Origin of the sequence: Candidatus Sphingomonas colombiensis, from assembly GCA_029202845.1 — a bacterium.
GTDB lineage: Bacteria > Pseudomonadota > Alphaproteobacteria > Sphingomonadales > Sphingomonadaceae > Sphingomonas > Sphingomonas colombiensis.
The window spans coordinates 1,037,676-1,062,796 of sequence record CP119315.1 but is presented as its reverse complement, the minus strand read 5'-3'; the positions used below and the strand labels follow the sequence as shown (position 1 = coordinate 1,062,796).

The following is a 25,121-nucleotide window of genomic DNA, read 5'->3' as shown; positions in this document are numbered from 1 at the left end:
CTCAGCCCGCGGCGCGCGCGCGAATCGCGGCAAAACCGGCTTCCATCTCGTCGATCGATCGCCGCGCGATTGGATGCAGCAGTGCCCGCGCGAAATAATTCGCGACGCGCTCGCGCCGGGTGATCGCTGGCCAGGTGTTCGCGACGGGATCGATCAGGCGTGCCAGCCCGAGCACCGGCACCAGCGCACAATCGGCCAGCGTCGGCGCGACGGCGGGACCATCCGGGATCAGCCGATCGAGCGCATCCAGCCCGAGCGCGATCGTGGCATGGGCGGCGGCGACCACCTCCGGCGCATCGCTACGATGGAATACGACATGTGCCATGATCGGGCGGAGCCCGACGGCGATCTCGCCGATCGCCAGTGCTTCCAACTCGCGAACCCGCGCACGGGCGAGCGGATCGGCCGGCAGCAGTGCCGGGCCATCGAGCGTGTCGTCGAGATAGCCGATTAGCGCGGCCGATTCGCACAGATGCTCGCCGCTATCCAGTTCCAGCACGGGAACACGCCCCATCGGGCTGATCGCGCGGAATTCGCTGGATTGCATGCCGGCGCCCGGTGGCGACACGACCGCGATTTCATGCCCCTTGGCGCGTGCCGCCATCAGCACGCGCTGGACGAAGGGAGAAGCAAGCGAACCGTAGATATGCATCTTTCTCTCCTTCCCTTCGTCCGGCCGGGTCAGATCATGCCCAGCGCCTGACGATAGAGCTCCAGCAGCGCATCCGCTTCGTCGCGGTGATGCTTTTCCATCTTACGCAAGCGGACGATCGCGCGCATCGTTTTTCCGTCGAAGCCGGTCGACTTGGCTTCGGCATAGACGTCCCGGATATCGTCGGCGAACGCCTTCTTCTCTTCCTCCAGCCGCTCGATGCGCTCGATGAACTGGCGCAGCTGTTCGGCGGAAACATTGTCGGTCATGAATCACTCCAGTCGGAAAATCGCCCCGCGATAAGGGGCAAAATCGCTGAGGACAACGCCGGGGCCGCGTGAGAATCGACAAGTGCGAAAAAGCCGCGCCCGGCGCGACCCGCCGGCTGACCAGCGGGCCGCACCGGGCGGCGGCCATTCAATCAGGAACGGATCGGCGCGTTACTGCGCGCCGCTCGCGACCACGCCTTGATGCATCACGAACGCGACGTTCTCCAGCCGGGTCACGTCCTCCAGCGGCGAACCGCTGACCGCGATGATGTCGGCGCGCTTGCCCGGGGTGATCGAGCCGATGTCGTCACGGCCCAGCGCGTCTGCGGCGGAAACGGTCGCGGCGCGAATCGCGGCGGCCGGCGTCATGCCGGCGTTCACCATCAGTGCGAATTCCTTCGCATTGTCACCGTGCTTCGACACGCCGGTATCGGTGCCGAATGCGATCTTCACGCCCGCGGCGATTGCCTTGCGATGGCTCGCCACCGCGGCGGCGGCGGCGGCTTCCGCCTTCGGGATGGTGTTCGCCGGGAGCGCGCCTGCGCGAGCCTGGGCCAGAGCGGTCATCGGCGCGATCATCGTCGGCACCAGATAGGTACCCTTGGCCTTGAACAACCGGATCGCCTCATCGTCGAGGAAAGTGCCGTGATCGATCGTGTCGACGCCGGCCTCGATCGCCGCCTTGGTGCCTTCGGCCGCGTGGCTGTGCGCGGCGACCTTGCGTCCGAAGCTGTGCGCAGCGTCGATCAGCGCGCGCATCTCCTCCGGCGTCATCGCCCGGCCAAGGCCGCCCGCGACGTTCGAGAGCACGCCGCCAGTCGCGGCGAACTTGATGACCTGTGCGCCAAGCCCGATCTGCGCGCGCACCGCGCGGCGGCAATCGTCCGGGCCGTCGCAGGTGTTGATCTGATGCTGGTGCACCGCGTCGGACCATTCCTCGGCAAGCCCGTTGGTGCCGTCGCCGTGACCGCCGGTGATCGAGATCATCTGGCCGGCGTTGACGATCGACGGGCCTTCGACATCGCCACGCTCGATCGCGTCGCGCAGCGCGCGGACGCCGCGCGGGTTGCCGCCGAGATCGCGCACGGTGGTGAAGCCGGCTTTCAGCGTTTTGCGCGCGTTAAGCTGCGCCACGATCATGTTGTCGCCGTCGTCCTGCGTCATCCCCATGAGGCGCGCGCGCACCGGATCGCCGCCGATGCCCCAAAGGTGGACGTGCATATCGACCAGCCCCGGCAGAACGAACTTGTCCTGCAACTCGATAAGCTCGGCGGTGGCCGGCGGCACCAGGAAGCCATCGCGGACTTCCGCCACCTTGCCGTCGCGCACGATGATGGTGCTCTTGCCGCGCGGCGCCTGCCCCGGCTGATCGAGCAACGCGCCCGCATGGATATAGGTGACCTTCGCCGGCGCGGCGGTCTGCGCGATGGCCGGCGCGGCGGTGGTGACCGCCAGCGCGATCAGCAGCTTCCTCAACATCCCTCTCAATACTCCCGGTCGGGCGGCGCGCCTGATGCGCCCCTTCGTGCCCGAAGGATCGAGGTAGAGTAGGGATCGACCGCCCGACAAGCGGTCAATTCATATTCGCTTCATCAAGGCGCGTTCTTCGCGAGGCTTTCCGCCATCCGGCGCAATTGCTCGGGGGTCGCTTCCTGCTGATGGCGCGCCTTCCATTCGGCATAGGGCATGCCGTAAATCGCGGTGCGCGCCTGCTCGCGTTCGATGCCGCCGGCCTCGCCGATCCAATCCGAAAGGCAGTTGCGGCAAAATCCCGCCAGCCCCATCAGATCGATATTCTGTGCGTCTTTGCGATGGCGCAGATGGTGCACCAGCCGGCGGAATGCGGCGGCGGCGGTTGCGTCGTCGATCGCGTCGATCGGGTCCATGATCGCTCTCCCGGTTTGATCGGTCATCGATTGTCTCTAAGGCGGCTCGCTAATCAGTACGAGGACCATCATGACCAGAGCGATCAGCCCCCGCAGCCGTAAGGTACGCGTGCTCGCGACGCTGGGGCCGGCAAGCAACACGCCGGCGATGATCGCCGCCCTGTTCGAGGCGGGTGCCGACGCTTTCCGCATCAACATGAGCCACGGCGATCAGGAATCGAAAATCCCGGTGATTGCCGCGATTCGCGGGCTGGAGAAGAAATACGGCCGGCCGACGACGATCCTCGCCGATCTTCAGGGGCCGAAGCTGCGGGTGGGGCGTTTCGCCGGGGCGCGGGTGATGCTCGAAACCGGCGCGACCTTCGTGCTCGATCGCGATGATGCGCCGGGCGACATCACGCGCGTCAAGCTGCCGCATGCCGAGATATTCGCGGCGATCAAACCGGGCGCGCGCCTGCTGCTTGACGACGGCAAGCTCGTGCTGCGCGTGGTGGAAAATGATGCCGATCGCATCGTCACCGTGGTCGAGGTCGGCGGAGCGTTGAGCGACAGCAAAGGGCTGAACGTCCCCGATGTGGTGGTGCCAATGGCGGCGCTGACTGCGAAGGATCGCAGCGACCTCGCCTTCGCCTGCGAGCAGGGGGTGGACTGGATCGCGCTTTCCTTCGTCCAGCGGCCGGAGGATCTGGCCGAGGCGCGCCGGCTGATCGGCGGTAAGGCGGCGTTGCTGGCCAAGATCGAGAAGCCGGCGGCGATCGATCGGCTGGAGGAGATCGTCGAGATGTGTGACGGCGTGATGGTCGCGCGCGGGGATCTCGGCGTCGAGTTGCCGCCGCAATCGGTGCCGCCGCTGCAAAAACGCATCGTCGAGGTATCGCGCCGGATGGGCCGCCCGGTGGTGGTGGCGACGCAGATGCTCGAATCGATGATCAAGTCGCCATCGCCGACCCGCGCCGAAGTGTCCGATGTCGCCACCGCAATCTATGATGGCGCGGATGCGATCATGCTCTCGGCGGAAAGCGCGGCGGGCGATTATCCGATCGAGGCGGTGGCGATGATGAACGCGATCGGCGAGGCGGTAGAGCGCGATCCGATGCACGGCGATCGCGTGCATTTCACCGTGATGCGCCCCGATCCCACCACGGCCGACGCGCTGGCTGAGGCGGCCAAGAATATCGCGCGCACCGTTTCGGCGAAGGCGATCATCTGCTTCACCACCTCAGGCTCCACGGCCCGCCGCGTCGCGCGGGAGCGTCCGTCGGTGCCGCTGCTGGTGCTGACGCCGAAGATGGAGACGGCGCGGCGGCTGGGGCTGTTGTGGGGGGTTCATGCCGCGCACACGCGCGATGTCGAATCGTTCGAGGAAATGGTCGCCAAGTCGAAGCGGATGGCGGTCCGCCACCATATCGCGTCGGCGGGCGACAGCGTGGTGGTGATGGCGGGCGTGCCGTTTCGCACGCCGGGTTCCACCAACGTGCTCCATGTCGTGCGCATCATCGGCGACGAGCTGAAGAACTACGGCGAGCGCAGCGAGTAAAAGGTTCGTTCAGCCCCCGGCCCGCCGCCGGGGGCTGGCTTGTCGCTATCCCCCAAACGTCTTGGTCACGCCGACAAAGATGCCGCGGCGCGGGCCATATTGCGGCGCGCCGACGCCGACGCCATTGCCGTCGCGAATCTCGTAAACGTGATCGAACAGGTTGATCACGTCGATCCGCACATCGATGTTTGGCCCGGCGAGGTGATGGCTCGCGGTCAGATTGAACTGGGCATAAGGCTTGAGATGCGCGCCGTTCGGCACGATGCTGCCATCGGCCAGTTCAAGGCTGGTGCGCAGCCCCGATCCATAGATCATCGACGTGCCGATCGCCGTTTGCGCCAGCGGGCCGTGCTTGAAATTATAGGTCAGCCCGGCCGAGCCCGTGAAGGTCTGGTCGTGATCGAGGAAGATGTAGTGGTTGGCGATATAGGCCAGCTCATCCGGATCGAATGCGAACTGGCTGGAAACGATATCGCGCCCCTTGGCGCGTGCCACCGCGAAATTGGCATAGGCGTTCCAGCCGCCGTGCGAATAGGCCATGTTCGCTTCGACCCCGCCGATCCGCCCCTGCGCGTAATTGAATGGGGTGAGGATGATCGGCGCACCGAACTGGCCCTCGTCGATCAGGTTTTTCGAGATGCGATAATAGGCATCGACGCCATAGGTGAATGAACTGCTCGGCTTCGCCTGAAACCCGATATCGAAATAATGCTGGCGCTCGGAATAAGGCGTAGTGTCCTGCGTCACGATCGGGGCGGCGCTGGTGCCGGCGAACTTGCCGATGCTGGTCGCGCCGACCAGCTCGAACGGCGGGGGCACGAAATAGCGCGCGTAGCCGATGTGCGCGGTGAGCGTAGAATCCGGCTGCCACACCAGATTGATGCGCGGGCTCAGCTGATCCTCGGTGCGATAGGCGGCGAAACGATCGTAGCGCGCACCATAATTGAGCGTCAGCGTCGGCCCCAGCTTCCACTCGTCCTGAAGATAGGCGCTGAACGTGGTTGCGTTGCTGGCGGTGTTGTCGGCGATGATGATCGGTTCGCCGGATTGCGCGCCATCGGTATCGACCGGAAAGACATGCGTCGTCGTGTCGCTGGTGCTGTGATCGTGGATCAGCAGCAGCCCGCCGCGCACGGTATGCGCGCTGCCGAGGTGATAGACCGCGTCAAGCTGCCCGCCGATCGCCAGATCCTGTTTCAGCGCCGCTTGCGCCTGCCCGTTGAACAGCAATTCGCCCAACACGTCCGGGCGATAGGCGAGTGAGGAATAGCGCGCGAACAGCGACGTCTGGACCGTCAGCGGTTCCTCATCATGCAGCCAGCTCAACTGGCCGAAGCCGGTGCGCTCAAGCTGCGTTTCGTTCAGTTGTTCACTGGGGAAAGCGGACTGGCCGTTGACCTTCCATGTGCCGTCCGGCTGCAGCCCAACCGGATTGGGAATCTGGAACCATTGGTTCGAATAACCGCCGACGAACGAGACGCGGTTATTCTCGTCGATGATGTGATCGACATAGGCGAATGCCTGATATTGATCCGTATCGTCGTGAATCGCATTGGTGCGGCCGTTGACGTTTTCGATCCCCATCGCGTCGTGGCGATAGTCCCCGGAGACGAAATAATTCGTCTGCCCGCTCGATCCGCCATAAGTGAAGCTCGGCTCGATCGTGTCGCGGCTGCCACCGTAGAGCGACATGGTGCCGCCGTTTTCGAACATCCCGCTTTTGGTGGTGATGTCGATGATCCCCGCGCTGCGTAGGCCATATTGCGCGGGCAGCGCGCCGGTCAGCAGATCGACCTTATTGACGAGGCGCGGCGACAACGTCTGGCCGAACACCGCCAGCCCCTCCGGCAGCACGGTGCCGTTGATGCGATATTGCAGGCCATTGTGATCGTCGCGGACGTGGAACTGGCCGAATCCGTCCTGCACGACGCCCGGTAGTTGCAGCAGAATCTGATTGAACTGCTGATTGTCGCCGCCCGGCAGATCCTTGATCGCCGCACTGTCGACGCCATAGCTGGTGGCGCCGAGGCTCGGCTGGATATGCGCGCGCGCCTCGTCGAGCTTTCGCGCGGTGACGACGATATCCTTGGGTGCGGCATCGGCCGATTGGGGCGCGCTATCGGGTGGATTACCTTCAGCCTGCGCGGGGACGGAGATGAGCGAAGAGGAAAGAGCGAGGAACGCGGTACCGGCCAGCAACATGCGTCGCATGACATCTCCAAGTGATACTATATCATCACTCCCGGTAAGGTCGAGCTAGGCGCTCTTTCGGGTCCGCGCAAGTTTATTCGAGCGGCGCGCGCCGACCCGTTAGAGCGTGAAGCCCAGTTCCCTGAGATCGGCCCGTAGCTGCTCTGCATCGGTGAACAGCAGCGCATGCATCCCGACGGCTGCCGCGCCATCGACATTGGCCTGTCGATCATCGACAAATACCGCGTCCGCCGCGTCGATGCCGAATCGATCGAGCGAAAGGCGATAGATCGCCGCATCCGGCTTCATCAGCCGTTCCTCGCCCGAGACGACGATATCGCGGAAACGATCGAACAATGTGCGCTCGCGATCGCGGAAGGGCGGGAAGAATTCGTGACTGAAATTCGTGATCGCGAAGAGCGGCACGCCCGCCGAATCGAGATCGTGGACCAATGCGGGCATTCCCGGCATCGGCCCCGGAATCTGTTCGGAAAAGCGCGGGCCCCAGACGGCGATCAACTCGGCATGCTCAGGGAATTGCTTGCTGAGTTCCGCCGATGTGTCGGCGAAATCGCGGCCCTGATCGTGCTGAAAATGCCATTCGCGCGTGCAAACATCGCGCAGGAACACGTCTAGCGCCTCATCATCGGTGATGAGGCGCTGATAAAGGATCCGGGGATCCCAATCGTACAGGACGTGCCCAACGTCGAAAATGACGTTGCGAGGATTGGGCGTCACAGCCTTCACCTCCAGGCGATCAGGGCTTGATTAGCCCTGGCGCGCCTTGAAACGGCGATTCGTCTTGTTGATGACGTACGTGCGGCCGCGACGACGGATCACGCGGTTATCGCGATGCCGGTCCTTGAGCGACTTCAGGCTATTGCGGATCTTCATGGTGGATTCGCTTCTTGAATACGGGGTTCTGGTGAAAGGGTGGCCGCCTAGTGCCAGGGGCCTTGCAAGTCAAGCCGGAGCGCGCGACGAAGCCCCTGCGTTACGCTATCGCAAGAACAAGGATTCGGGTCATGCGCAGTTTCGTCGTCGCGATCGTCATCGGGCTGGGAGCGGCCGGTCTTTCGGGCTGCGCGACTGCGCCAAGCTCGTTCCCGGTGCAGGTTTCGCGCTATCATTTCGATGCCATGGCATCGCGCGGCACGATCACGGTGGAGCCGCTGCCGGGCGGTTCCGTGGCGAGCATCGAATATAAGACCTATGCCGCCGCGGTGGAGGCGGAACTGCTGCGCGCCGGGTTCACCAGCCCGCCGCCGGGAACGCCGGGCGAATATCTCGCCACGGTCGCGTTCAGCCGCGCCGAACGCCCGCTCCCGCCCAAGCGTTCGCCGCTCACCATCGGTATCGGCGGCGGATCGTTCAGCGGTGGCCGCAGCGGCGGCGTGGGGCTGGGCGGTGGGGTTAGCTTCCCGGTTGGCGGTCAGCGCGATCGGGTTGGCGTGGTGACCGAATTGTCCGTCCGCATCCGCCACGGCGCGGACGCGGTGTGGGAAGGGCAGGCGCAGTCGCTGACCGACACCAGCGCGCCCAATGTCGATACGCAGGCGATCGCCGGCCGGCTCTCCCGCGCCCTGTTCACAGGGTTCCCCGGCGAGAGCGGGCGCACTATCGAGGTGAAATGACCCTTACGATCAATTCCGCCTTCGACGGCGGCAACATCCGTGTCGTCAAACAGGACGGCGACCGAGTCGATCTGGAGATCGTCAACGATCACCAGTCCGATTTCTACCAATGGTTCTATTTCCGCGTCGCCGGGCTAGGCAGCGGCAGGCGGGTGACGTTTCGCATCCTGAACGCGGCCGATTCGGCCTATCCGTTCGGCTGGCCGGGCTATCAGGCGCGCGCCTCGGTCGATCGCGCGGACTGGCGGATGATCCCGACACGCTACGAAAGCGGCGTGCTGGAATTTGACTGGAGCGGCGATGCGCAGGTCGCGTGGTTCGCCTATTTCGCACCGTTCACGATGGAGATGCACGCCGATCTGATCGCGCGCATCGCGCAGCGACCCGGTGTCGCGCATCGCGAACTGGGCCTCAGCCTGGATGGTCAGCCGATCGACAGCTTCACGCTTGGCAATGGTGCAAAGCAGGTCTGGCTCTATGCGCGCCAGCATCCCGGCGAATCCATGGCCGAATGGTGGATGGATGGCGCGCTCGACTGGCTGACCAGCGATGCCGCGCGCGATCTGCTGGCGAAGGCCACCGTGCATGTCGTGCCGAATATGAATCCGGATGGCACGCGGCGCGGCCATCTGCGCACCAATGCCGTCGGCGTGAACCTCAACCGCGAATGGCATACTCCCACGGCGGAGCGCAGCCCGGAAGTGCTTTGCGTTCGCAATGCGATGGACGAAACCGGGGTCGATTTCGCGATCGACGTCCATGGCGATGAGGCGATCGCCGCCAATTTCATCGCCGGGTTCGAGGGCATCCCGTCATGGACCGATGCGCAAGGCGAGAAATTCTACGAATTTGGCCGCCAGCTCGCCGCCGCGACCCCCGATTTTCAGACCGAGAAGGGCTATGAGAAATCCGCGCCGGGCAAGGCCAACCTCTCCATGTCGACCAACCAGCTCGCCGAGCGATTCGGCGCGGTATCGGTGACGCTGGAGATGCCGTTCAAGGATCATGCGCCAAATGCGGATGCTGAATTCGGCTGGAGCCCTGAGCGATCGCGCCGCCTCGCCGTCTCGTGTCTGGAGACGTTGGCCGGCATGATCGACGAGATCTGACGCGATGGAGCTGCGCGAGGGCGGCTTGGGCGATTCGCGCGTTTGTGCGCTGATCGAACATCATCTCGCCGAAGCGCGCGGCTCCACCCCGGCGGACAATGCCCATGCGCTGGCCGCGCCCGCGCTCGACCGCCCCGACATCAGTTTTTGGGCGATGTGGGAAGGGGAGGCGTTGCTCGGCATCGGCGCTTTGCGTCGGCTCGATTCGGGCCATGCCGAGATCAAGTCGATGCGCACCGCGCCGGATCATCTGCGGCGCGGGGTGGCAAGCGCGATCCTCGCGCACCTTATCGCGCTGGCGCGGGAGCGCGGTTTCGCGCGCGTGAGCCTCGAAACCGGCACCGCGCCGATGTTCGACGCGGCGAACCGGATGTACGAGCGGGCGGGTTTCGCCGATTGCGCGCCGTTCGCGGGCTATCCGGCGAGCGCGCACAATCGCTTCATGACGCTGAGATTATAGTCGGGGCCTATCCCGCTACCTCCCGGCCATCGATCTCGAATCACTCGACCGCCATCAGCCCCTAGACGCACCCGGTCGGTGCGAGGGCGGCCGGATCGCGAAACGGTTCCACGAATCGCCCGGTTTCATGGGTCAGCGCCGCCGCTGTCGTGCCCTCGGTGATAATGCGTTCGATTTCACGCCGCACCTGCACGCTATCGGGCAATTCCCGCCGTATCGGTAGCGCACCCGCGAGCGAAACCCAGTCGAGCAGGCCGCGAATATTCGCGTCTGGCGCAAACAGCTCAACGCGCCGGCCCCAAACGCCCGTGTTTGACGCCTCGACCTATGGATCGGATCAGGGGTTCCGAGGCCGACGACATATGGCGACGTGCCCCACCCTTCTCCGTGTCGTTCGCACGAAGAATTCCGTATCGCGTGCGCAACAAGGCGGAAGGCCCATCGCTCGATCGGACACGAGGTCTGTCGATCCTCTTCCGCCGGAGCCACTCGCTCTGCTAGCAAGGCGCGATGGACACCACTCGCGGCCACGCGCCCTCGCTTTTCGCCTTTTCGATCTTCTATGGCGGCATGGTCTGCATCGCGGGCGTGCTCGGCAACAAGCAAGTGGCGGTCGGGCCGTTGGCGGTAGAGGCGGGGATATTCGCGTTCCTGCTGCTGGTCGTCACCTCCAGCGCGGTGGCGGAACTGCACGGGCCGAAAATCGCCACCCGGCTGGTACGAATCGGCTTTGTGCCGCTGATCGTATCGCTGTTGCTCACGCTGGTCGTACTCGCGGTGCCCGCATCGCCGGCGATGGACCCGGCGCGGCTTTCGGCGTTCGAGCTGATGATGACGGGTACACCGCGCATCTGGGCGGGCGGGATCGTCGCTTATGGCACCTCGCAGACGCTGAACGTCACGATCTTCGCCTGGCTGAAGGGGCGGGAAGGCGGCAGCCTGCTATGGCTGCGCGCGGGGGTCGCCAGCGTTTTGAGCCAGATCGTCGACACCTTGCTGTTCGTCACGATCGCCTTCTGGGGCGTCTTCCCGATCCGCGAGCTTTTGCTCGGGCAGATGCTGACCAAGGTAATTCTGTCGCTGATCCTCGTGCCGCCGCTGATCTATCTGTTCGTGGCGTTGGGGCGGCGGCTGGACCGCGCCGCGTAACGCGCGGCGGCGCGCAGCCACTTTCGCACCGGCGCGACGCAGGGTAAGCGCGCGCGCATGAACGATCATTCTCCCGCGCCCGATCTGCTCGCCAAGGCTGAAACGCTCGTAGAGGCGCTGCCCTATCTGCAACGTTATGCCGGCCAGACCTTCGTGGTGAAATATGGCGGCCATGCGATGGGCGATCCCGAGGCGCAGCGCGATTTCGCCGAGGATGTCGTGCTGCTCAAGGCGGTTGGGATCAACCCGGTCGTCGTCCATGGCGGCGGCCCGCAGATCGGCGCCATGCTGAAGCGGCTGGGGGTCGAATCACGCTTCGTCGATGGCCTGCGCGTCACCGATGCGGAAACGGCGCAAGTCGCCGAAATGGTGCTGGCCGGATCGATCAACAAAGAAATCGTGAGCTGGATCACCCGCGCGGGCGGTCGTGCGGTGGGTATTTCCGGCAAGGACGCAGGGCTGGTGCAGGCCGAAAAGGTTGGCCGCAATAAGCCGGATCCGTTGCAGGGGATCGAGCGCAATGTCGATCTGGGCTTCGTCGGCGAGCCGGTAGCGGTCGATCGGCGACTGATCGATTCGCTGGTGCGCGACGGGATCATCCCGGTGATTGCGCCGGTCGCGGCCGGCGCCGACGGCCACACCTATAATATCAATGCCGATACGATGGCGGGCGCGATCGCCGCGTCGCTCGGTGCGTCGCGTTTCTTCCTGCTGACTGATGTCGCGGGGGTGCTGGATAAGCAGGGCGCGCTGATGACCGATCTCACCCCGGCGGATATCGCGCGGCTGCGTGCCGATGGTACGATCTCGGGAGGAATGATCCCGAAGCTCGAAACCTGCGTCGCCGCGGTCGAGGCCGGGGTGGACGCAGCGGTCGTGCTCGACGGCCGGGTGCCGCATGGCATGCTTTTGGAGATTTTCACCCGGCGCGGAGCGGGCACGTTGATTCGACGCTAGCGACGGTGCCTCTGTCTCAATTTGGCACTGGTGTCGTTAACGTACTATTTAGAATCGGGAAAATGGCGTACTCAGAACCTAGCCGAGTCGAATAAAAAATCGAGGGTCCCGGCGCTCGTCGCACATGGCAATGGGAGCAGGTTATGAAGAGTATCGCGATTTTTGGGGCAGCTGCGCTTGCGGTTAGCTCGGTAAGCGCCATGGCGGCGCCTACAGTCTCTTTCGCTGGCGGCTCGGGGACGACCGCAGCGGGAACCGTCGTATTTCAAAACTTTGACAGCTTCGCGCCTGGGGCGGCCTTACCCGGCGGCACCAATGCCTTTGCTTATGACACAAGCAGCTCGAATGGCGCGCGCCCGGCCGATGGCAGCACCGGCAACTTCGGTTCCGTGCTCGGGGGAGGCACCTGGACGACCAGTTTCGCGCCGACCTCTCTCTTCTCTTTCGTGCTGGGTTCGCTCGACACGTACAATTCGCTGACGCTGCATTTCGTGGGCGGCAGCTCGATTACCTATGTTGGCGGCCAGATCATCAACGATCTGGTGTTCCCAAGTGGTAATCAGTCCGCGAACGGCAGCAATGGCGTCGTTACGTACAATGCTAATGGCGGCCCGTTGATCAACGGCGCAACCTTCTCGTCGGAGCAGAATTCGTTCGAATTCGACAATCTCGCCCGCGCGGTGCCTGAACCGGCGACCTGGGCGCTGATGATCCTTGGCTTTGGCGCGATTGGCGGGGCGATGCGTCGCCGCCGCACGAGTGTCGCCTACGCCTGACACGTACGTTACCCTTTTTGGTCCAGAGAAGCCGTCGGCCCAGTGCCGGCGGCTTTCTTTTTGCGCGCGGCCGTCATCAAGCGGAATCGGTCTGAGGCATTGTCGCGGGGCGGTTGCTTGGGCTAGGCGATTGGCCAGAGCTACATTGAAAAAGAGGGCCGCGTGCTGACGCTCACCATCATTCAGATCCTGCAGGTGTTGTTGAACGTCGCGTGGTGGATCATCGTTATCCAGTTCGTTCTCTCGCTGCTGATCACGTTCAATGTGGTCAACATGCAGTCGAACTTCGTGCGGAGCATGGCCTATGGCTTCGATCGGCTGACCGAGCCGCTCTATCGCCCGATCCGACGCATCATGCCCAATCTTGGCGGCCTCGATCTGGCGCCCGCGGTCGTGCTGATCGGTATCGCGATCCTTCGCATCGTCCTGAATAATGTCGCCGCCAGCGTTATGATCGGCAGCCTCTGAGCGCCTGGAAGGAAACAACCGAGGGCCTCGTTCTTGCCGTCCGTGTCACCCCGCGCGGTGGCCGTGATACGCTGACGGCGGGAACACCGGAACATTTCGCCGCGCGGATTTCTGCCCCGCCTGTGGATGGCGCCGCCAATGCGGCGCTGATCGCGCTCATCGCCAAAGTATTCGGTGTGCCGAAGCGCGATGTGGCGATTGTTGCCGGCGAAAGTGCCAGACTTAAGCGGTTGGCGATCACGGGAGATGCACAGGCGCTGGCCGAACGCGCCCGCGCGCTTTATGGCGACGCCCCATGACTGCAAAGACGATCGATGGAAAAGCATTCGCTGCCGGGTTGCGCGCCCGCGTGGCGCAAGGCGCGGCGAAGCTGCTGGCGGAAGGCGGCCGCAAGCCGGGGCTGGCGGTTGTACTGGTCGGCGACGATCCTGCCTCGTCGGTCTATGTTCGCTCAAAGGGCAAAGCGACGCTCGCGGCTGGCATGGAGAGCTTCGAACATCGCCTGCCGGATACCGCAAGCGAGGCGGAGCTGGTCGCGCTGGTCGAGCGGCTCAACGCCGACCCGGCCGTTGATGGTATCCTCGTCCAGCTTCCGTTGCCTTCGCATATCGATGAGCGTGTGGTGATCACACGGATCGATCCGGACAAGGATGTCGATGGCTTTCATCCGGTCAATGCGGGGCGACTCGCGACCGGGCTGGAAGGGTTCGTGCCGTGCACGCCACTTGGCTGCCTGATGCTGCTCAAGGACGAACTGGGCGATCTTTCGGGCAAGGATGCGGTGGTGATCGGGCGGTCGAACATCGTCGGCAAGCCAATGGCGCAATTGCTGATTGGTGCAAGCTGCACCGTGACGGTCGCGCATTCACGCACCCGCGACCTGCCGGATGTGGTGCGCCGTGCCGATATCGTGGTCGCGGCGGTGGGGCGTGCCGGCATGGTCAAGCCCGATTGGGTGAAGCCCGGCGCGACGCTGATCGACGTGGGCATCAACCGCACTGAGGCAGGGCTGGTCGGCGATATCGATCCGGCCTGCGCGGCGGTCGCCGGCGCGATGACCCCGGTGCCGGGCGGCGTCGGGCCGATGACGATCGCCTGCCTGCTGCGCAACGCGCTGGTTTCCGCGTGCCGGCGGCAGGGCGTGAGCTGCGACATTTGACACGCCTGCGATGATCGAACTGTTCATCTCCGCCTTCGCCACCTTTTTCGTGGTGATCGATCCCCCAGGTTGCGCGCCGATCTTCGCGGGGCTCACTTCGGGGGCCGAGGCGGCGCATCGCCGGGCGATGGCGATCCGCGCCGTCGGCGTATCGACGCTTATCCTCACCGTCTTCGCGCTGTTCGGAGAAAAGCTGCTCCATGGGCTTGGTATCGAGCTGGCGAGTTTCCGCATCGCCGGCGGTGTGATGCTGTTTCTCATCGCGCTCGAAATGGTGTTCGAAAAACGCACTCAGCGGCGAGAAGATCGTGCCGCCAAGGTGACGGCGGAGGAATCGGAGGACGTTTCGGTATTCCCGATGGCGATGCCGATGATCGCCGGGCCGGGCTCGATTGCGTCGGTGATGCTGCTGATGGCGCGCAACGACGGGTTGCAGCGCAGCCTGGTGGTGCTCGGCGCGATGTGGCTCAACCTCCTGCTGACGCTGGCTGCGCTACTCGCCGCCGGCAGCCTGATGCGGGTGCTCGGCCCGAAGATCGAGGCGGTGATCACGCGCCTGCTCGGCGTGCTGCTGGCGGCGCTGGCGGTGCAGTTCGTGATCGATGGGGTGCAGTCGCAGCTGCGCTGATCCGGCGCAGCGCTGCCGCTATTCGATCCGGAATGCCCGTAGCGGCGAATTAGCCGGGAGCGGGACCGGCACCAGCCACGGGAACTTCTCGTTGCTGGCCAGTCGCGAGTAGAAGCCGTTCGGCGCGCGCACGCGATAGATCGTCGATTCCGCCATGTTCGGGCAGACCAGCAGCATAGTCGCTCCATGCCGTTTCATGATCGCGCGCGCCTCTTCCGGCGAGCCGCTGAAGGCATGCTGCACGTCGAGGATCGCGTTGCCGTTGCGGTGATAAGGGCCGGCGACCGCCGAATGATGGGTGAGGGTGATCAGCCGCGGCCCGAGATCGACGAAGGTGAACACGGTTTGCGCGGGTAGCCGATCGAGCGGCTGCATCGCCGGCAATGTCACGCAGCGCCCAGACGCTTTGTTGACCCGGTTCACATAGGGGCTGGGTTTGTCGATCGCGGTCCATTTCAGCACCAGACCGGAAAACAGGCCGGATATCAGCATGAACCCGCCGACCGTGCCGAACACCCGCACAAAAACGGAACGATGGCCGAGCAGCCACGGCAGCGTGATCCACGCGAGCGCGGAAACGCCGGGCACCGCGAGCATTTGCGCGGCCGGCCCGGCGCGAATCTGCCACAGCAGCATCGCGGCGGCGAAGGTGGCGAACAGGGAAACGCACGCCCAACCCACCAGTGCGTCGGGCGTGCGACGTGCGCGCCATGTCGCGATACCGGCGCCGATCAACCCCATCACCGGCAGCGCGGCGACCGGGAAGCCGACGCGGAACGGGTGTTTGAAGATCGGCTTGGCCTCACGGATATTGCCAAGCCAGTTGCGATAGAGTTCGTCGGAAACCTGTTCCGGGCGCCCGAGACATTGCGGGAAGACCAGAGCAAAGGCCCCGGCGATCACGACTCCCGCCACGATCGCGAGGCCGAGCCGAACCTCGCGGCGCTGCGGCGATGCCATCGCCAGCACCAGCAGGAACGCGCCGGCGATCACCATCACTGACAACCAGACCGGGGTCAGCGCGTCGCACCGCAGCACGCGATTGTCGTATGAGGCGAAGGCGGCATAGCCCGCCGCCGATCCGCCCGCGAGCGTCAGTGCATATGCCGCCAGGCGATCGCGCGACTCTGCCTGCCACACCCAGCGCAGCGCGATGATCGCGCCGGCCATCACCGCATAGGGCAACATCTCCAGCCCGATTGTCAGCGATACCGCGCTCGCCGCCCCGACGATCGCGCCGCCGCGCGCACCCTTTGGATCGCACAGCCCCGCAACTGTCAGGCTCAGCATCGCGAGTTGCCAGCCGTGATGATCGATCCGATCCGGCATGAACATCATCAGCGCGACGGTCGAGCAGAGCATGAACACGATCGCGAGTGGCCACGCCAGCGGGGCGACCAGTCGGCGCACGGTGGCCGCCAGCCCGACCAGCGCAAGCGACAGCGGCAGCAGCGGCGCGATCCCGCAAGCCAGCCGCTCCGCCTCGCCGGTGCCGATGAACGGGCGCAGGATCAGGATCAACGCCGCGATCGGCAGATCGACCAGCCGGGTCCAGTGAATGTTGAAACCGCCCGGCGGATTGAGCCGATAGTTGCGGAGATCGTACCAGCCCTGCCCATCGAGCAGCGCGCGTACCTGCATCAGCCGCATATTGTCGTCGGTATCGCCCAGAGACAGCCATTGAATCGCCGTCCAGCGCTCGCCGATATACCAGAGCATGATCACCGCCCAGGCGATCATGGTAAGGCGGAGCCAGTGACGATCGAGTGCTGGCAGGAACGGCAGACCGACGCGCTTTGTCAAAGGGGACTTTCCTCAATCCGCTGGGCGCATTAGACGCCGGCTCGCGGTCCGGTCGAGTGACCGCCGGTTCGCCGCTGTATCGCGGCCGGCGCAAAGGGCAAGGCGTGGAAGCGGTTCGCAGGCATTTCCGATCCCCTCATCTGAGGGAAGTGTTCTGGCAATTGATGCGCTTCGGCGTCGCGGGCGGCCTGTCGACGCTGATCTATTCGGCTGTCTATCTGCCGCTCACCTTCTTCGTCTTTTCACGCCCCCATGCCGTCTATGCGGTCCCTTTCGCCTTTGCGGTCGCGGTGACGGCGGGATTTTTTCTGCATAGCCGCTGGAGCTTCAAAGGCCATGGAAAGCGCGAAGCCGGCGGCGGGCAGCAGGTGAAGTTCGTCGCGGTGCAGGCGTCGGGCATGGCGCTCAATGCCGTCATCACATGGTTCGGGACCGCGTGGCTCGGCCTCCCGGCCTGGGCGCCCTTGCTCCCGGCGATCGCGCTGGCGACAATCTTCACCTTCGTCCTCAACCGCTGGCTGGTGTTCGCTTGATATGGACCGCATAGTCTATGACCGCATGGCGGCGCACGATTCCACGCACTGGTGGTATCGCGCGCGGCGCGACATCCTGGCGGACTATCTGGCGCGCTACGGCGGGTTGCCGAAAGGTGCGCGTATTCTCGAAATCGGCTGCGGCACCGGGCACAATCTGCCGATGCTGGCAGGGTTCGGTGAGGTGGATGCGATCGAGATCGATCCCGCCGCGCGTGCCATCGCCAGCGCCAGGCTTGGCAAAGAAGTGGGCGCCGCGCCGCTACCGATGCTGCCGGACGTGCCCAAGGGCCATTATGATCTGATCGCGGTGCTCGATGTAGTCGAGCATATCGAGGACGATGTGGCGGCGCTCCGTGCGATGCGCGAGCGGCTTGCGCCGGGCGGTCGCATCCTGATCACCGTGCCCGCGCACCAATGGATGTGGAGCGCGCACGATGTGGTGAACCACCACCACCGCCGCTATTCCAAGGCGACTTTGATTAAAGCGATCACCGATGCCGGCCTGCGTCCGCGCAAGCTCGGTTATTTCAACTCCCTGCTGTTCCCGCTCGCCGCCGGCGCGCGGGTCGCGGGGCGGCTCACCGGCCGCGACGACAGTGATGACGCGCCGCCGCCAGCCCCGGTCAACCGGCTGTTCGAAACGATCTTTCGGCTGGAACGCCATCTCGTCGGCCGCATGCCGATGCCGCCGGGCGTGTCGATCGTAACCTTCGCGGAGCCGGCGTAGCGACGGCGGCGCTACGCGAACGCCACCTCCTCGCGGTCGACTTTAGCGGTGGCTTCGGCATAGCTCGCGCAATTGCCTGACCAATTCTGGTAGATGCGGCCGTTCGCCGCCTTGTACCAGCTATTGCAATGCGGATCGGCCCAGACCGTGCCGGATAGAGCCTGTTCGATCCGCTGATAGAAGCGACGCTGCCCTTCAGGCGTAACATCGGCCGCTGCCGCGCCCTCGGTATCGAGCGCGGCGAGTGTCTTGAGCATATAATTCACCTGCGCCTCGATCATGAAGCTGATCGAATTATGCCCGAGATTGGTGTTCGGCCCGTAGAGAACGAACATATTGGGGAAGCCCGACACCATGATGCCGAGATAGGCTTCCGGCCCGTCCGCCCAGCGGTGTTTCAGGGTTTCGCCGCCCTTGCCGGTGACGTCCATCGACCAGTTCCACTGCGTCGTCTCGAACCCGGTGGCAAAGATCAAAACGTCGAGATCGTGGAAGCCATCGCGCGTACGAACGCCCCCAGCCTCGATCCGATCGATCGCGGCGGTTTCCAGCGTCACATTGTCGCGCATAAGCGCGGGATAGAAATCGTCGGTGATCAGGATGCGCTTGCAGCCGACGGGATAATCGGGAGTCAGCTTCCGGCGCAGTTCGGCATCCGGCACCTGCTCCTCGAGGTGATCGAGCGCGGTGCGGGTGAAAGCGGCGCGCCCCTCCGGCGTCCACTGGAATGCCTGCCAGAAGAACGCGTCGGCCTGATCGAAGATCATCTCCCGCTGCATCGCGCCGAGCTTCATCGCCGCTTCGAGATTGGTGGCGAGCAGCATCTTGGTTTCGGGCGTCACGGGGAGGTCGTTGCGCGGCACGCACCAATTGGGGGTACGCTGGAAGACCACTAGGTGACCGGCTTCCTTCGCGATCTCCGGGATCAATTGCACGGCGCTCGCCGCCGATCCGATCACGCCGATGCGCTTGCCGGCAAGATCGGCCGCCGCGGGCCAATCGGCGGCGTGCCACTTGGGCCCGGCGAAATCCTCTACTCCGGCGATATCGGGGAAGGTCGGACGGCTGAGCTGGCCCAGCGCGGGGACCAGCACGTCGAATGTGCCCGTCTCGCCCTTTTCGGTTTCGATCGTCCAATGCTGCGCGGCCTCGTCCCAGTTCGCGCGCGTCACGCCTTCATTGAGGTGGAGCGAGTCGCCAAGCCCGAACTGATCGACCAGCGAGCGGGTGTAGGCGTGGATTTCTCCCCCGCGCGCGAAATGATGGCTCCAATGCGGATTGGGCGCGAAGCTGAATTGGTAAAGGATCGCCGGCACATCACATGCGACCCCCGGATAGCGGTTCGCGCGCCAGGTGCCGCCAACCGAATCGCCATGTTCGTAAATCGTTACCTCATGCCCGGCCTGTCGCGCGAGAATCGCCGCGCACAGCCCGCCCATCCCTGCACCAACCACCGCTATCCGCTTCGCCATCTCACCGCTCTCCATCTGCGGTCACGCGCCGCTTTGTGGTGCAGGATGCCGCGTGATGCGCGGGGAGGGAAGGGGAAAGTAAGTCGTTCGCGTTAAATGGCGTGGGGTGGAGATCAAACCTCCACCCCATCCGGATCAGATCGCGTCGAGTGCCTGTGCGAAATCGGCGATCAGATCGTCGGCGTCCTCCACGCCGATCGAGATGCGCACGAGATTGTCCGTGATGCCCAACGCCTGTTTGCGCGCGTCCGCGACCGACAGATGCGTCATTGCCGCCGGGTGGCTCGCCAGCGTCTCGGTGCCGCCGAGGCTGACCGCCAGCTTGGCGATGCGCAACGCATCAAGGAAACGGAACGCCTCCGCCTCGCCGCCTTTGAGGTAAAGCGAGAAGGTCGATCCCGCGCCGCTGCAATGGCGGCGATAGATATCGGCCTGCCGCGCATCCTTGCCGCCTTCGAGAAAGCCGAGATAACCGACGCGCTCAACATTGGGATGATCCGCGAGAAAGGCGCAGACCTTGGCCGCATTCTCGCCTGCGCGGCTCATCCGCAATTCCAGCGTCTCCAGCGAGCGCAGTAGCATCCACGCGGTGTTCGGGTCGCAGATCGTGCCGATCGTATTACGCATCAGCCGGATCGTGTTGATGTGCGCCTTCGTTCCGAGCACCCCGCCGGCGACGAGATCGCTATGGCCGCCGGCATATTTGGTCAGCGAATAGACCACGATATCCGCGCCATGGCGCAACGGGCGATGCCAGAGCGGGCCGAGGAAGGTGTTGTCGATCGCGATCGGCGGCTTTGTCGCCTGGCCGGCGAAGATCGCGTCGCGGCTCGCCGCCACCGCCTCAACGTCGACCAGCGCGTTGGTCGGGTTGGCGGGGCTTTCGAGGTAGATCAGCGCGACCTTGCCCTTCGCCGCCTCCGTCATCACCGCGTCGATTTCCGCGCGCGTCGCGCCGGCGGGGAAATCGAGCCATTTCACCCCGAAACGCCCAAGAATGCGGGCGATCAGGGTTTCGGTTGCGGCATAGAGGGGGCCGGAGTGGACAATCGTGTCCCCGGGTTCGACCATCGACAGGAATAGCGTGGCGATAGCGGACATGCCGGAGGAAAAAGCGAGTGCGTCTTCTGCCTCTTCCCAGACGGCGAGGCGATCCTCCAGAATTTCCTGATTGGGGCCGTTGAAACGCGAATAGACCAGCCCCTCCGCGCCGCCCGGGCGCTTGCCGGTCACGCCCTCGAAATGGCGCTTGCCCGCCGCCGCGCTGGGGAAGACGAAGGTGGAGGTGAGGAAGATCGGCGGCTTCAGCGCGCCTTCCGACAGCGCCGGATCATAGCCGTGCCCCATCATCAGCGTCGCCGGCTTCAGCTTGCGGCCGCCGATCCGCTCGATCGCGGGGCGCTGCGAGCCATGCCGCGCGACATCACTCGGGCCGGCTTCGGTTTTCTTGGTCATCATGATCTCCGAACGATCGGCCGCGCGCCGGTTACCGGAAGGATCGCGCGGCCCGTGATGACGGATATCGTGCCGGAAATTCAGTTCGCTTGATAGGGGACGAAGTTGCCCAGCGCGCAACTGCCGGTATTGATCCGCGAGGTCATATCGACCGTCCGCGCGATATCGCCGCGGCATAATTGCGAGGTGAATTGCTTGGTCACCAGCGCATCGCCACGCGCCACGCCTTCGCAACCGCCCGCCGTATCGTTCACGTAAAGCTTCTTCGAGTTGACGCGGTAGATCAGGCGCGGGCCGATCGCCTTCAACGATGTCTGATTGAAGCGCGTATCGATGCAGTCGGTCGGCTTGCCGGGGGTCAGGCCCTGCACCTCCTTCTGAAACGCGGCCTCGTTGGCGGCGGCGCGGTCGTTCGGCGACGACTGGGCAATCGCGACGGCCCCGGCGCCAAAAGCGGCGGCAGCCAGTGGAATGAGGATCATACGCATAGCAACAACTCCTTCATCACCCCGTACACAAGATAGGGATATCAGCCGCGAAATTCATCCTTTGCCCGGCGCCGCGCGGCGAGCGTTTCAGCATCGCGCGCGCGCAGAAACGGGTTGGTCGCGCATTCCAGCGCGATGGTGGTCGGCACGGTCGCCTCGCCCGCCGCGCGCGCTGCATCCACCTCGATCATCCGCGCGCGGATCGCGTGATTGTCTGGTTCGGTGACCAGCGCGAAACGGCCGTTCGACTGGGTATATTCATGCCCGCAATAGACCTGCGTTTCGCCCGGCATCGCGGCGAAGCGGCGCATGTTGGCCAGCATCTGTGCGGCATCGCCCTCGAACAGACGGCCGCAGCCCATCGCGAACAACGTGTCGCCGGTGAACACCGCGTGATCACCGGCGAAATGGAACGCGATGTGCCCGGCGGTATGCCCCGGCACCGCCAGCACGGTTGCGCGATGGCCGCCGAGCGTCACCGTATCGCCTTCGCCGACGCCATGATCGAGATGACCGATTTTCGCCCGTTCCGCCTCCGGTCCGATCACCGTTGCGCCGGTCGCGGCGGCGATCGCCGCATTGCCGCCGACATGATCGGGGTGCCAATGCGTGTTCCACACCTGCGTGATCGTCCAGCCGCGCGCGGCGGCCGCGTCTAGCAGCGGCTGCGCCTCGCCGGGATCGACCACCATCGTCTCGCCGCTCTCAAGGTCGTGAACGAGCCAGCTGTAATTGTCGTTGAGCACGGGAACGCGGATCACGTCGAGGTGGGTGGTCATGCGAGGCTCCTTCGGGCGGCGAGCGCGGCGGCGCCCAGCATTTCGGTGAGATCGGCGGCGTGGCGCTTATGGGCGAGCGGCGCGCCCTGCCCGGCCCAAAGCGACGAATAATCGCCGCGTCCTGCGGCTTCGGCCGTCGCACGCAGCGGGGCGATCGCTGCCGCCGCGAGCGGGAAGGGCGGCGTGGCCGCGCTTACCGGCCCCATCGCATCGATCAGGCGATTGCGCACGCCGCGCGCGAGCCGCCCGGAAAAGACGTTGGTGAACACGCTGTCGTCACTTGCCGACGCCGCCAAAGCCGCGCGGTGGATCGCGCTCGCGTTGCTGTCATCGGTCATCAGATAGGCGGTGCCGGCCTGTATGCCGCTGGCGCCGAGCGCTATCGCCGCCGCCGCGCCGCGTGCATCCGCGATGCCGCCCGCCGCGATCACCGGCACCTCCACCGCGTCCACGACCTGCGGCACCAATGCGAAGGTGCCGATCGGGCGATGATCGGCGAGGAAATAGCCGGCATGGCCCCCGGCCTCGAAACCCTGCGCGATGATCGCGTCGCAGCCATTGGCCGCAAGCCAGCGCGCCTCCGCCACGGTCGTCGCATTGCCGATCACGCGCGCACCGGTCGCGCGAACGCGGGCGAGCAGATCCGGCGCGGGCAGGCCGAAGTGAAAGCTGACGATCTCTGGCCGCACCTCTTCCACCGCGCGCGCCGCGTCCGCGTCGAATGGACGGCGTGGCGGCGGCGCGGGGCCATCGGCGGCAACCCCCTCCGCCGCATAGAAGGGGGCGAGTGCGGCGCGCCATGCCGCGTCATCGGTGTCGGTCGGCGGCGTGTGGCAGAAGAAGTTGAGGTTGAGCGGCCCGGAGACGGCGGCGCGCGCCGTGGCGACCTCGGTAAGCAATCGATCGGGCGTGAACATCGCCCCGGCCAGCGATCCGATCCCGCCGCCCCGGATCGCCGCGATCGCGAGCGTCGCGTCGCCGAAATTGGCCATCGGCGCCTGAATGACGGGCCATCGCGCGCCGAGCGAGGTGAAGAAATCGGCCGGCGCGCGCATGCTATCTCACCAATTGCCGGTGTTGGGCATGGACGCCCATGGCTCCTGCGGGGGGAGCACGCCATCCTGCAGCAACTCGATCGAGATGCCGTCCGGCGTCCGCACGAACGCCATATGCCCGTCGCGCGGCGGGCGGTTGATCGTATAGCCCGCATCCATGATGCGCTGGCACGTCGCGTAGATATCGTCGACGCGATAGGCGAGGTGGCCGAAATTGCGGCCGCCGGTATAAACTTCCGGCTCCTTGCCCTCGGTCGGCCAGTTATAGGTGAGTTCCACCTCCGCCTCGGCGCGTTCGCCGGGTGCGTTCATGTCGCCGGGCGCGGCGAGGAAGATCAGCGTGAAGCGGCCCGCCTCGCTCTCCATCCGCCGCACTTCTTTCAGTCCGACGAGTTCCAGGAAGGCGATCGTCTTGTCCGGCTCGGTCACGCGGATCATCGTGTGGAGGTATTTCATGTTCGGCTCCCGTCGGGAAAATGCGTCATTTCGCCTTGTCGGCTTCGAATTGGGCCAGCGCCTTCGTCGCCGCAACCCCCGCCGGTGCGATCGGGGCGATCCGCTGCGCCGCGCTCCATGCGGTTTTGGCGCCGGTTTCGTCACCGGAAAGCGCGGCGATATTGCCTGCCTCGAGCTGCACCTGCGCGTCATCGGGCGAGCGTTTCAGCGCCGCGGCGATATCGGCACGGGCGCGCGGCAGATCACCCATTCGCCGCGCGAGCGTCGCGGAGAGCAGCCATGCCAGCGGGTCCGCCGCCGCCTCGCGTGTTGCCACGTCGAGATCGGCGCGGGCGCCCGCCGTGTCGCCCGCCGCGACCAAAGCGCGGGCGCGATCGAGATGCGCTTCGCCGAGCTGCAACCCCTGCAATGTCCCCGCGGCCAGCGCCGCGTCCAGCGCGGTGCGTGCCCTGGCGGTCTGTCCGGCGGCGAGCTGCGCGTTGCCGGATTCCGCCCAATAGGTGGCGGCCATAGCGTCTTTCGCGAGTTCGGCCTGTCGCGCGGCATCCTCGAAGGCGATCGCCGCTTCGCCGTATCGCGCCTGTTCGGTGAGCGCGAGGCCGAGGCATTGCTTGGCCTTCGCCGTGCCGCCCGCCAGCGACCAGCGCTCCGCCATCCGCTCAGCCTCCACGGGATCCTCACGCACCATCGATACGCAGCGCGTGGCGGGATCTTCGGCGGCGAGCAGCAGCGCGAACAGCGGGATCATCGCAACACATCCTCCACCGCGCGAACGATCAGCGCGATATCGGCATCGCGCGACAGGCGGTGATCGCCATCCTTGACCAGCCAGGTCTGCACATCGGCTGAACGGATCAGCTCCGCGAGCCGCCCGGCGCGATGCCACGGCACGTCGGGATCGCGCTGGCCCTGCACCAGCCGCACCGGGCAATCGATCGGAATCTCGCCGAACATCAGCCGGTTGGCCTCGCCCGATTGCCAGAAGCGCGCGGTGTAGACGGTCGGCTCGGGGCCATAGGGATTGGCGCGCTCGATCCGGCCTTCCTGCAACAGCCGCATCTTCTCGTCGGTGGAAAAGCCCCAGTCGGTGAAATCGGGCGCGGGCGCGATGCCGACACAGGCGACGACGCGATCCGGCCGCGCTTTCGCCGCCGACAGCATGATCCAGCCGCCCATCGAGGAGCCGACGAGCACCACGGGGCCCTGCGCGACCTCGTCGATCATCGCCAGCGCATCATCGCGCCAGTCGGCGAAGGATTGCTCCTCGAACTTGCCCTCGCTCGCGCCGCAGCCGCCATAATCGAACCGGAGGAACGCCCGCCCGTTGGCGCGCGCCCATTGTTCGAGCGCGAGCGCCTTGGTGCCCTCCATGTCGGAGGCATAGCCGGGGAGGAAGATCACGGTCGGGCCGGTGCCCGGCGTGTGGCGAAAAGCAAGACGGGGACGCATGGCCCTGCATCTAGGGGCGGTGGTGCG

29 protein-coding genes are annotated in these 25,121 nt (G+C 65.2%); 13 read left to right on the top strand and 16 right to left on the bottom strand.

Going from position 1 to position 25,121, the window contains the following annotated elements; translation table 11 throughout:
* Window position 1: 1 nt before the first annotated feature.
* From P0Y64_04900 to P0Y64_04885, 4 genes are all read right to left on the bottom strand, one after another.
* Window positions 2–652: a glutathione S-transferase family protein gene (locus P0Y64_04900; protein ID WEK44167.1), complete on the bottom strand. Its 651-nt coding sequence runs from the start codon at window positions 650–652 to the stop codon at window positions 2–4.
* A 29-nt stretch (window positions 653–681) separates the two neighbouring features.
* Entirely contained in the window at window positions 682–921 is a 240-nt protein-coding gene (locus P0Y64_04895; protein ID WEK44166.1) for a DUF2312 domain-containing protein, read from the bottom strand.
* Between the two features lie 171 nt (window positions 922–1,092).
* Complete coding sequence (locus P0Y64_04890; protein ID WEK44165.1) at window positions 1,093–2,400, bottom strand: amidohydrolase family protein; 1,308 nt, start codon at window positions 2,398–2,400, stop codon at window positions 1,093–1,095.
* A 113-nt stretch (window positions 2,401–2,513) separates the two neighbouring features.
* Entirely contained in the window at window positions 2,514–2,807 is a 294-nt protein-coding gene (locus tag P0Y64_04885) for a DUF1244 domain-containing protein (GenBank protein WEK44968.1), read from the bottom strand.
* A gap of 70 nt (window positions 2,808–2,877) precedes the next feature.
* Here P0Y64_04885 and pyk point away from each other — a divergent pair, with 70 nt between their 5' ends.
* Complete coding sequence (pyk, locus tag P0Y64_04880; GenBank protein ID WEK44164.1) at window positions 2,878–4,344, top strand: pyruvate kinase; 1,467 nt, start codon at window positions 2,878–2,880, stop codon at window positions 4,342–4,344.
* 45 nt (window positions 4,345–4,389) lie between these two features.
* On the opposite strand, the gene P0Y64_04875 is transcribed toward pyk, so the two are convergent.
* From P0Y64_04875 to ykgO, 3 genes are all read right to left on the bottom strand, one after another.
* Entirely contained in the window at window positions 4,390–6,555 is a 2,166-nt protein-coding gene (locus P0Y64_04875; protein WEK44163.1) for a TonB-dependent receptor, read from the bottom strand.
* A gap of 99 nt (window positions 6,556–6,654) precedes the next feature.
* Window positions 6,655–7,272, bottom strand: coding sequence for an HAD family phosphatase (locus P0Y64_04870; GenBank protein WEK44162.1), 618 nt, complete (start codon window positions 7,270–7,272; stop codon window positions 6,655–6,657).
* Between the two features lie 30 nt (window positions 7,273–7,302).
* Entirely contained in the window at window positions 7,303–7,428 is a 126-nt protein-coding gene (ykgO, locus tag P0Y64_04865; GenBank protein ID WEK44161.1) for a type B 50S ribosomal protein L36, read from the bottom strand.
* 131 nt (window positions 7,429–7,559) lie between these two features.
* Between ykgO and P0Y64_04860 the strand changes: the two genes are divergently transcribed.
* The 10 genes from P0Y64_04860 to P0Y64_04815 all read left to right on the top strand — a co-directional run bounded on the left by P0Y64_04860 (window position 7,560) and on the right by P0Y64_04815 (window position 14,874).
* Entirely contained in the window at window positions 7,560–8,168 is a 609-nt protein-coding gene (locus P0Y64_04860) for a hypothetical protein (GenBank protein ID WEK44160.1), read from the top strand.
* On the top strand, window positions 8,165–9,277 hold the full coding sequence (locus P0Y64_04855) for a M14-type cytosolic carboxypeptidase (protein ID WEK44159.1): 1,113 nt from the start codon (window positions 8,165–8,167) through the stop codon (window positions 9,275–9,277). Before P0Y64_04860 ends, P0Y64_04855 begins: the two co-directional genes overlap by 4 nt.
* Before the next feature lie 4 nt (window positions 9,278–9,281).
* Window positions 9,282–9,737 carry a GNAT family N-acetyltransferase gene (locus P0Y64_04850; GenBank protein ID WEK44158.1) on the top strand — a complete coding sequence of 152 codons (456 nt, stop codon included), beginning with the start codon at window positions 9,282–9,284 and terminating at the stop codon, window positions 9,735–9,737.
* 510 nt (window positions 9,738–10,247) lie between these two features.
* Window positions 10,248–10,886 (top strand): queuosine precursor transporter, encoded by a 639-nt coding sequence (locus P0Y64_04845; GenBank protein WEK44157.1) that lies wholly within the window; start codon window positions 10,248–10,250, stop codon window positions 10,884–10,886.
* 57 nt (window positions 10,887–10,943) lie between these two features.
* Window positions 10,944–11,843 carry an acetylglutamate kinase gene (gene argB, locus P0Y64_04840; GenBank protein WEK44156.1) on the top strand — a complete coding sequence of 300 codons (900 nt, stop codon included), beginning with the start codon at window positions 10,944–10,946 and terminating at the stop codon, window positions 11,841–11,843.
* 200 nt (window positions 11,844–12,043) lie between these two features.
* The gene (locus tag P0Y64_04835) at window positions 12,044–12,619 is read left to right on the top strand and encodes a PEPxxWA-CTERM sorting domain-containing protein (GenBank protein WEK44155.1); all 576 of its coding nucleotides are present in this window, start codon (window positions 12,044–12,046) and stop codon (window positions 12,617–12,619) included.
* A gap of 162 nt (window positions 12,620–12,781) precedes the next feature.
* Complete coding sequence (locus P0Y64_04830; protein WEK44154.1) at window positions 12,782–13,087, top strand: YggT family protein; 306 nt, start codon at window positions 12,782–12,784, stop codon at window positions 13,085–13,087.
* Between the two features lie 71 nt (window positions 13,088–13,158).
* Complete coding sequence (locus P0Y64_04825; protein WEK44967.1) at window positions 13,159–13,386, top strand: DUF167 family protein; 228 nt, start codon at window positions 13,159–13,161, stop codon at window positions 13,384–13,386.
* The gene (folD, locus tag P0Y64_04820) at window positions 13,383–14,246 is read left to right on the top strand and encodes a bifunctional methylenetetrahydrofolate dehydrogenase/methenyltetrahydrofolate cyclohydrolase FolD (protein ID WEK44153.1); all 864 of its coding nucleotides are present in this window, start codon (window positions 13,383–13,385) and stop codon (window positions 14,244–14,246) included. Before P0Y64_04825 ends, folD begins: the two co-directional genes overlap by 4 nt.
* 10 nt (window positions 14,247–14,256) lie before the next feature.
* Window positions 14,257–14,874, top strand: a complete 618-nt coding sequence (locus tag P0Y64_04815) for a MarC family protein (GenBank protein WEK44152.1) — start codon at window positions 14,257–14,259, stop codon at window positions 14,872–14,874.
* 18 nt (window positions 14,875–14,892) lie between these two features.
* Here P0Y64_04815 and P0Y64_04810 read toward each other — a convergent pair whose 3' ends face one another.
* Window positions 14,893–16,614, bottom strand: a complete 1,722-nt coding sequence (locus P0Y64_04810; GenBank protein ID WEK44966.1) for an AcrB/AcrD/AcrF family protein — start codon at window positions 16,612–16,614, stop codon at window positions 14,893–14,895.
* Between the two features lie 212 nt (window positions 16,615–16,826).
* On the opposite strand from P0Y64_04810, the gene P0Y64_04805 reads away from it, so the two are divergent.
* A complete protein-coding gene (locus P0Y64_04805; protein ID WEK44151.1) occupies window positions 16,827–17,210 on the top strand; it encodes a GtrA family protein in 384 nt (127 codons plus the stop codon).
* Window position 17,211: 1 nt separating this feature from the next.
* The gene (locus tag P0Y64_04800; protein WEK44150.1) at window positions 17,212–17,940 is read left to right on the top strand and encodes a class I SAM-dependent methyltransferase; all 729 of its coding nucleotides are present in this window, start codon (window positions 17,212–17,214) and stop codon (window positions 17,938–17,940) included.
* An 11-nt stretch (window positions 17,941–17,951) separates the two neighbouring features.
* On the opposite strand, the gene P0Y64_04795 is transcribed toward P0Y64_04800, so the two are convergent.
* From P0Y64_04795 to P0Y64_04760, 8 genes are all read right to left on the bottom strand, one after another.
* The gene (locus tag P0Y64_04795; GenBank protein WEK44149.1) at window positions 17,952–19,412 is read right to left on the bottom strand and encodes an NAD(P)/FAD-dependent oxidoreductase; all 1,461 of its coding nucleotides are present in this window, start codon (window positions 19,410–19,412) and stop codon (window positions 17,952–17,954) included.
* 135 nt (window positions 19,413–19,547) lie between these two features.
* Window positions 19,548–20,867 (bottom strand): cystathionine gamma-synthase family protein, encoded by a 1,320-nt coding sequence (locus P0Y64_04790; GenBank protein ID WEK44148.1) that lies wholly within the window; start codon window positions 20,865–20,867, stop codon window positions 19,548–19,550.
* 80 nt (window positions 20,868–20,947) lie between these two features.
* Entirely contained in the window at window positions 20,948–21,355 is a 408-nt protein-coding gene (locus P0Y64_04785; GenBank protein ID WEK44147.1) for a hypothetical protein, read from the bottom strand.
* A gap of 41 nt (window positions 21,356–21,396) precedes the next feature.
* Window positions 21,397–22,134 (bottom strand): hydroxyacylglutathione hydrolase, encoded by a 738-nt coding sequence (gloB, locus tag P0Y64_04780; GenBank protein WEK44146.1) that lies wholly within the window; start codon window positions 22,132–22,134, stop codon window positions 21,397–21,399.
* Window positions 22,131–23,189, bottom strand: a complete 1,059-nt coding sequence (locus tag P0Y64_04775; GenBank protein ID WEK44145.1) for a nitronate monooxygenase — start codon at window positions 23,187–23,189, stop codon at window positions 22,131–22,133. Before P0Y64_04775 ends, gloB begins: the two co-directional genes overlap by 4 nt.
* A 6-nt stretch (window positions 23,190–23,195) precedes the next feature.
* Complete coding sequence (locus P0Y64_04770) at window positions 23,196–23,645, bottom strand: VOC family protein (GenBank protein ID WEK44144.1); 450 nt, start codon at window positions 23,643–23,645, stop codon at window positions 23,196–23,198.
* A 25-nt stretch (window positions 23,646–23,670) separates the two neighbouring features.
* Entirely contained in the window at window positions 23,671–24,393 is a 723-nt protein-coding gene (locus P0Y64_04765; GenBank protein ID WEK44143.1) for a hypothetical protein, read from the bottom strand.
* Window positions 24,390–25,094 (bottom strand): alpha/beta hydrolase, encoded by a 705-nt coding sequence (locus P0Y64_04760; protein ID WEK44142.1) that lies wholly within the window; start codon window positions 25,092–25,094, stop codon window positions 24,390–24,392. Before P0Y64_04760 ends, P0Y64_04765 begins: the two co-directional genes overlap by 4 nt.
* Window positions 25,095–25,121 lie beyond the last annotated feature (27 nt).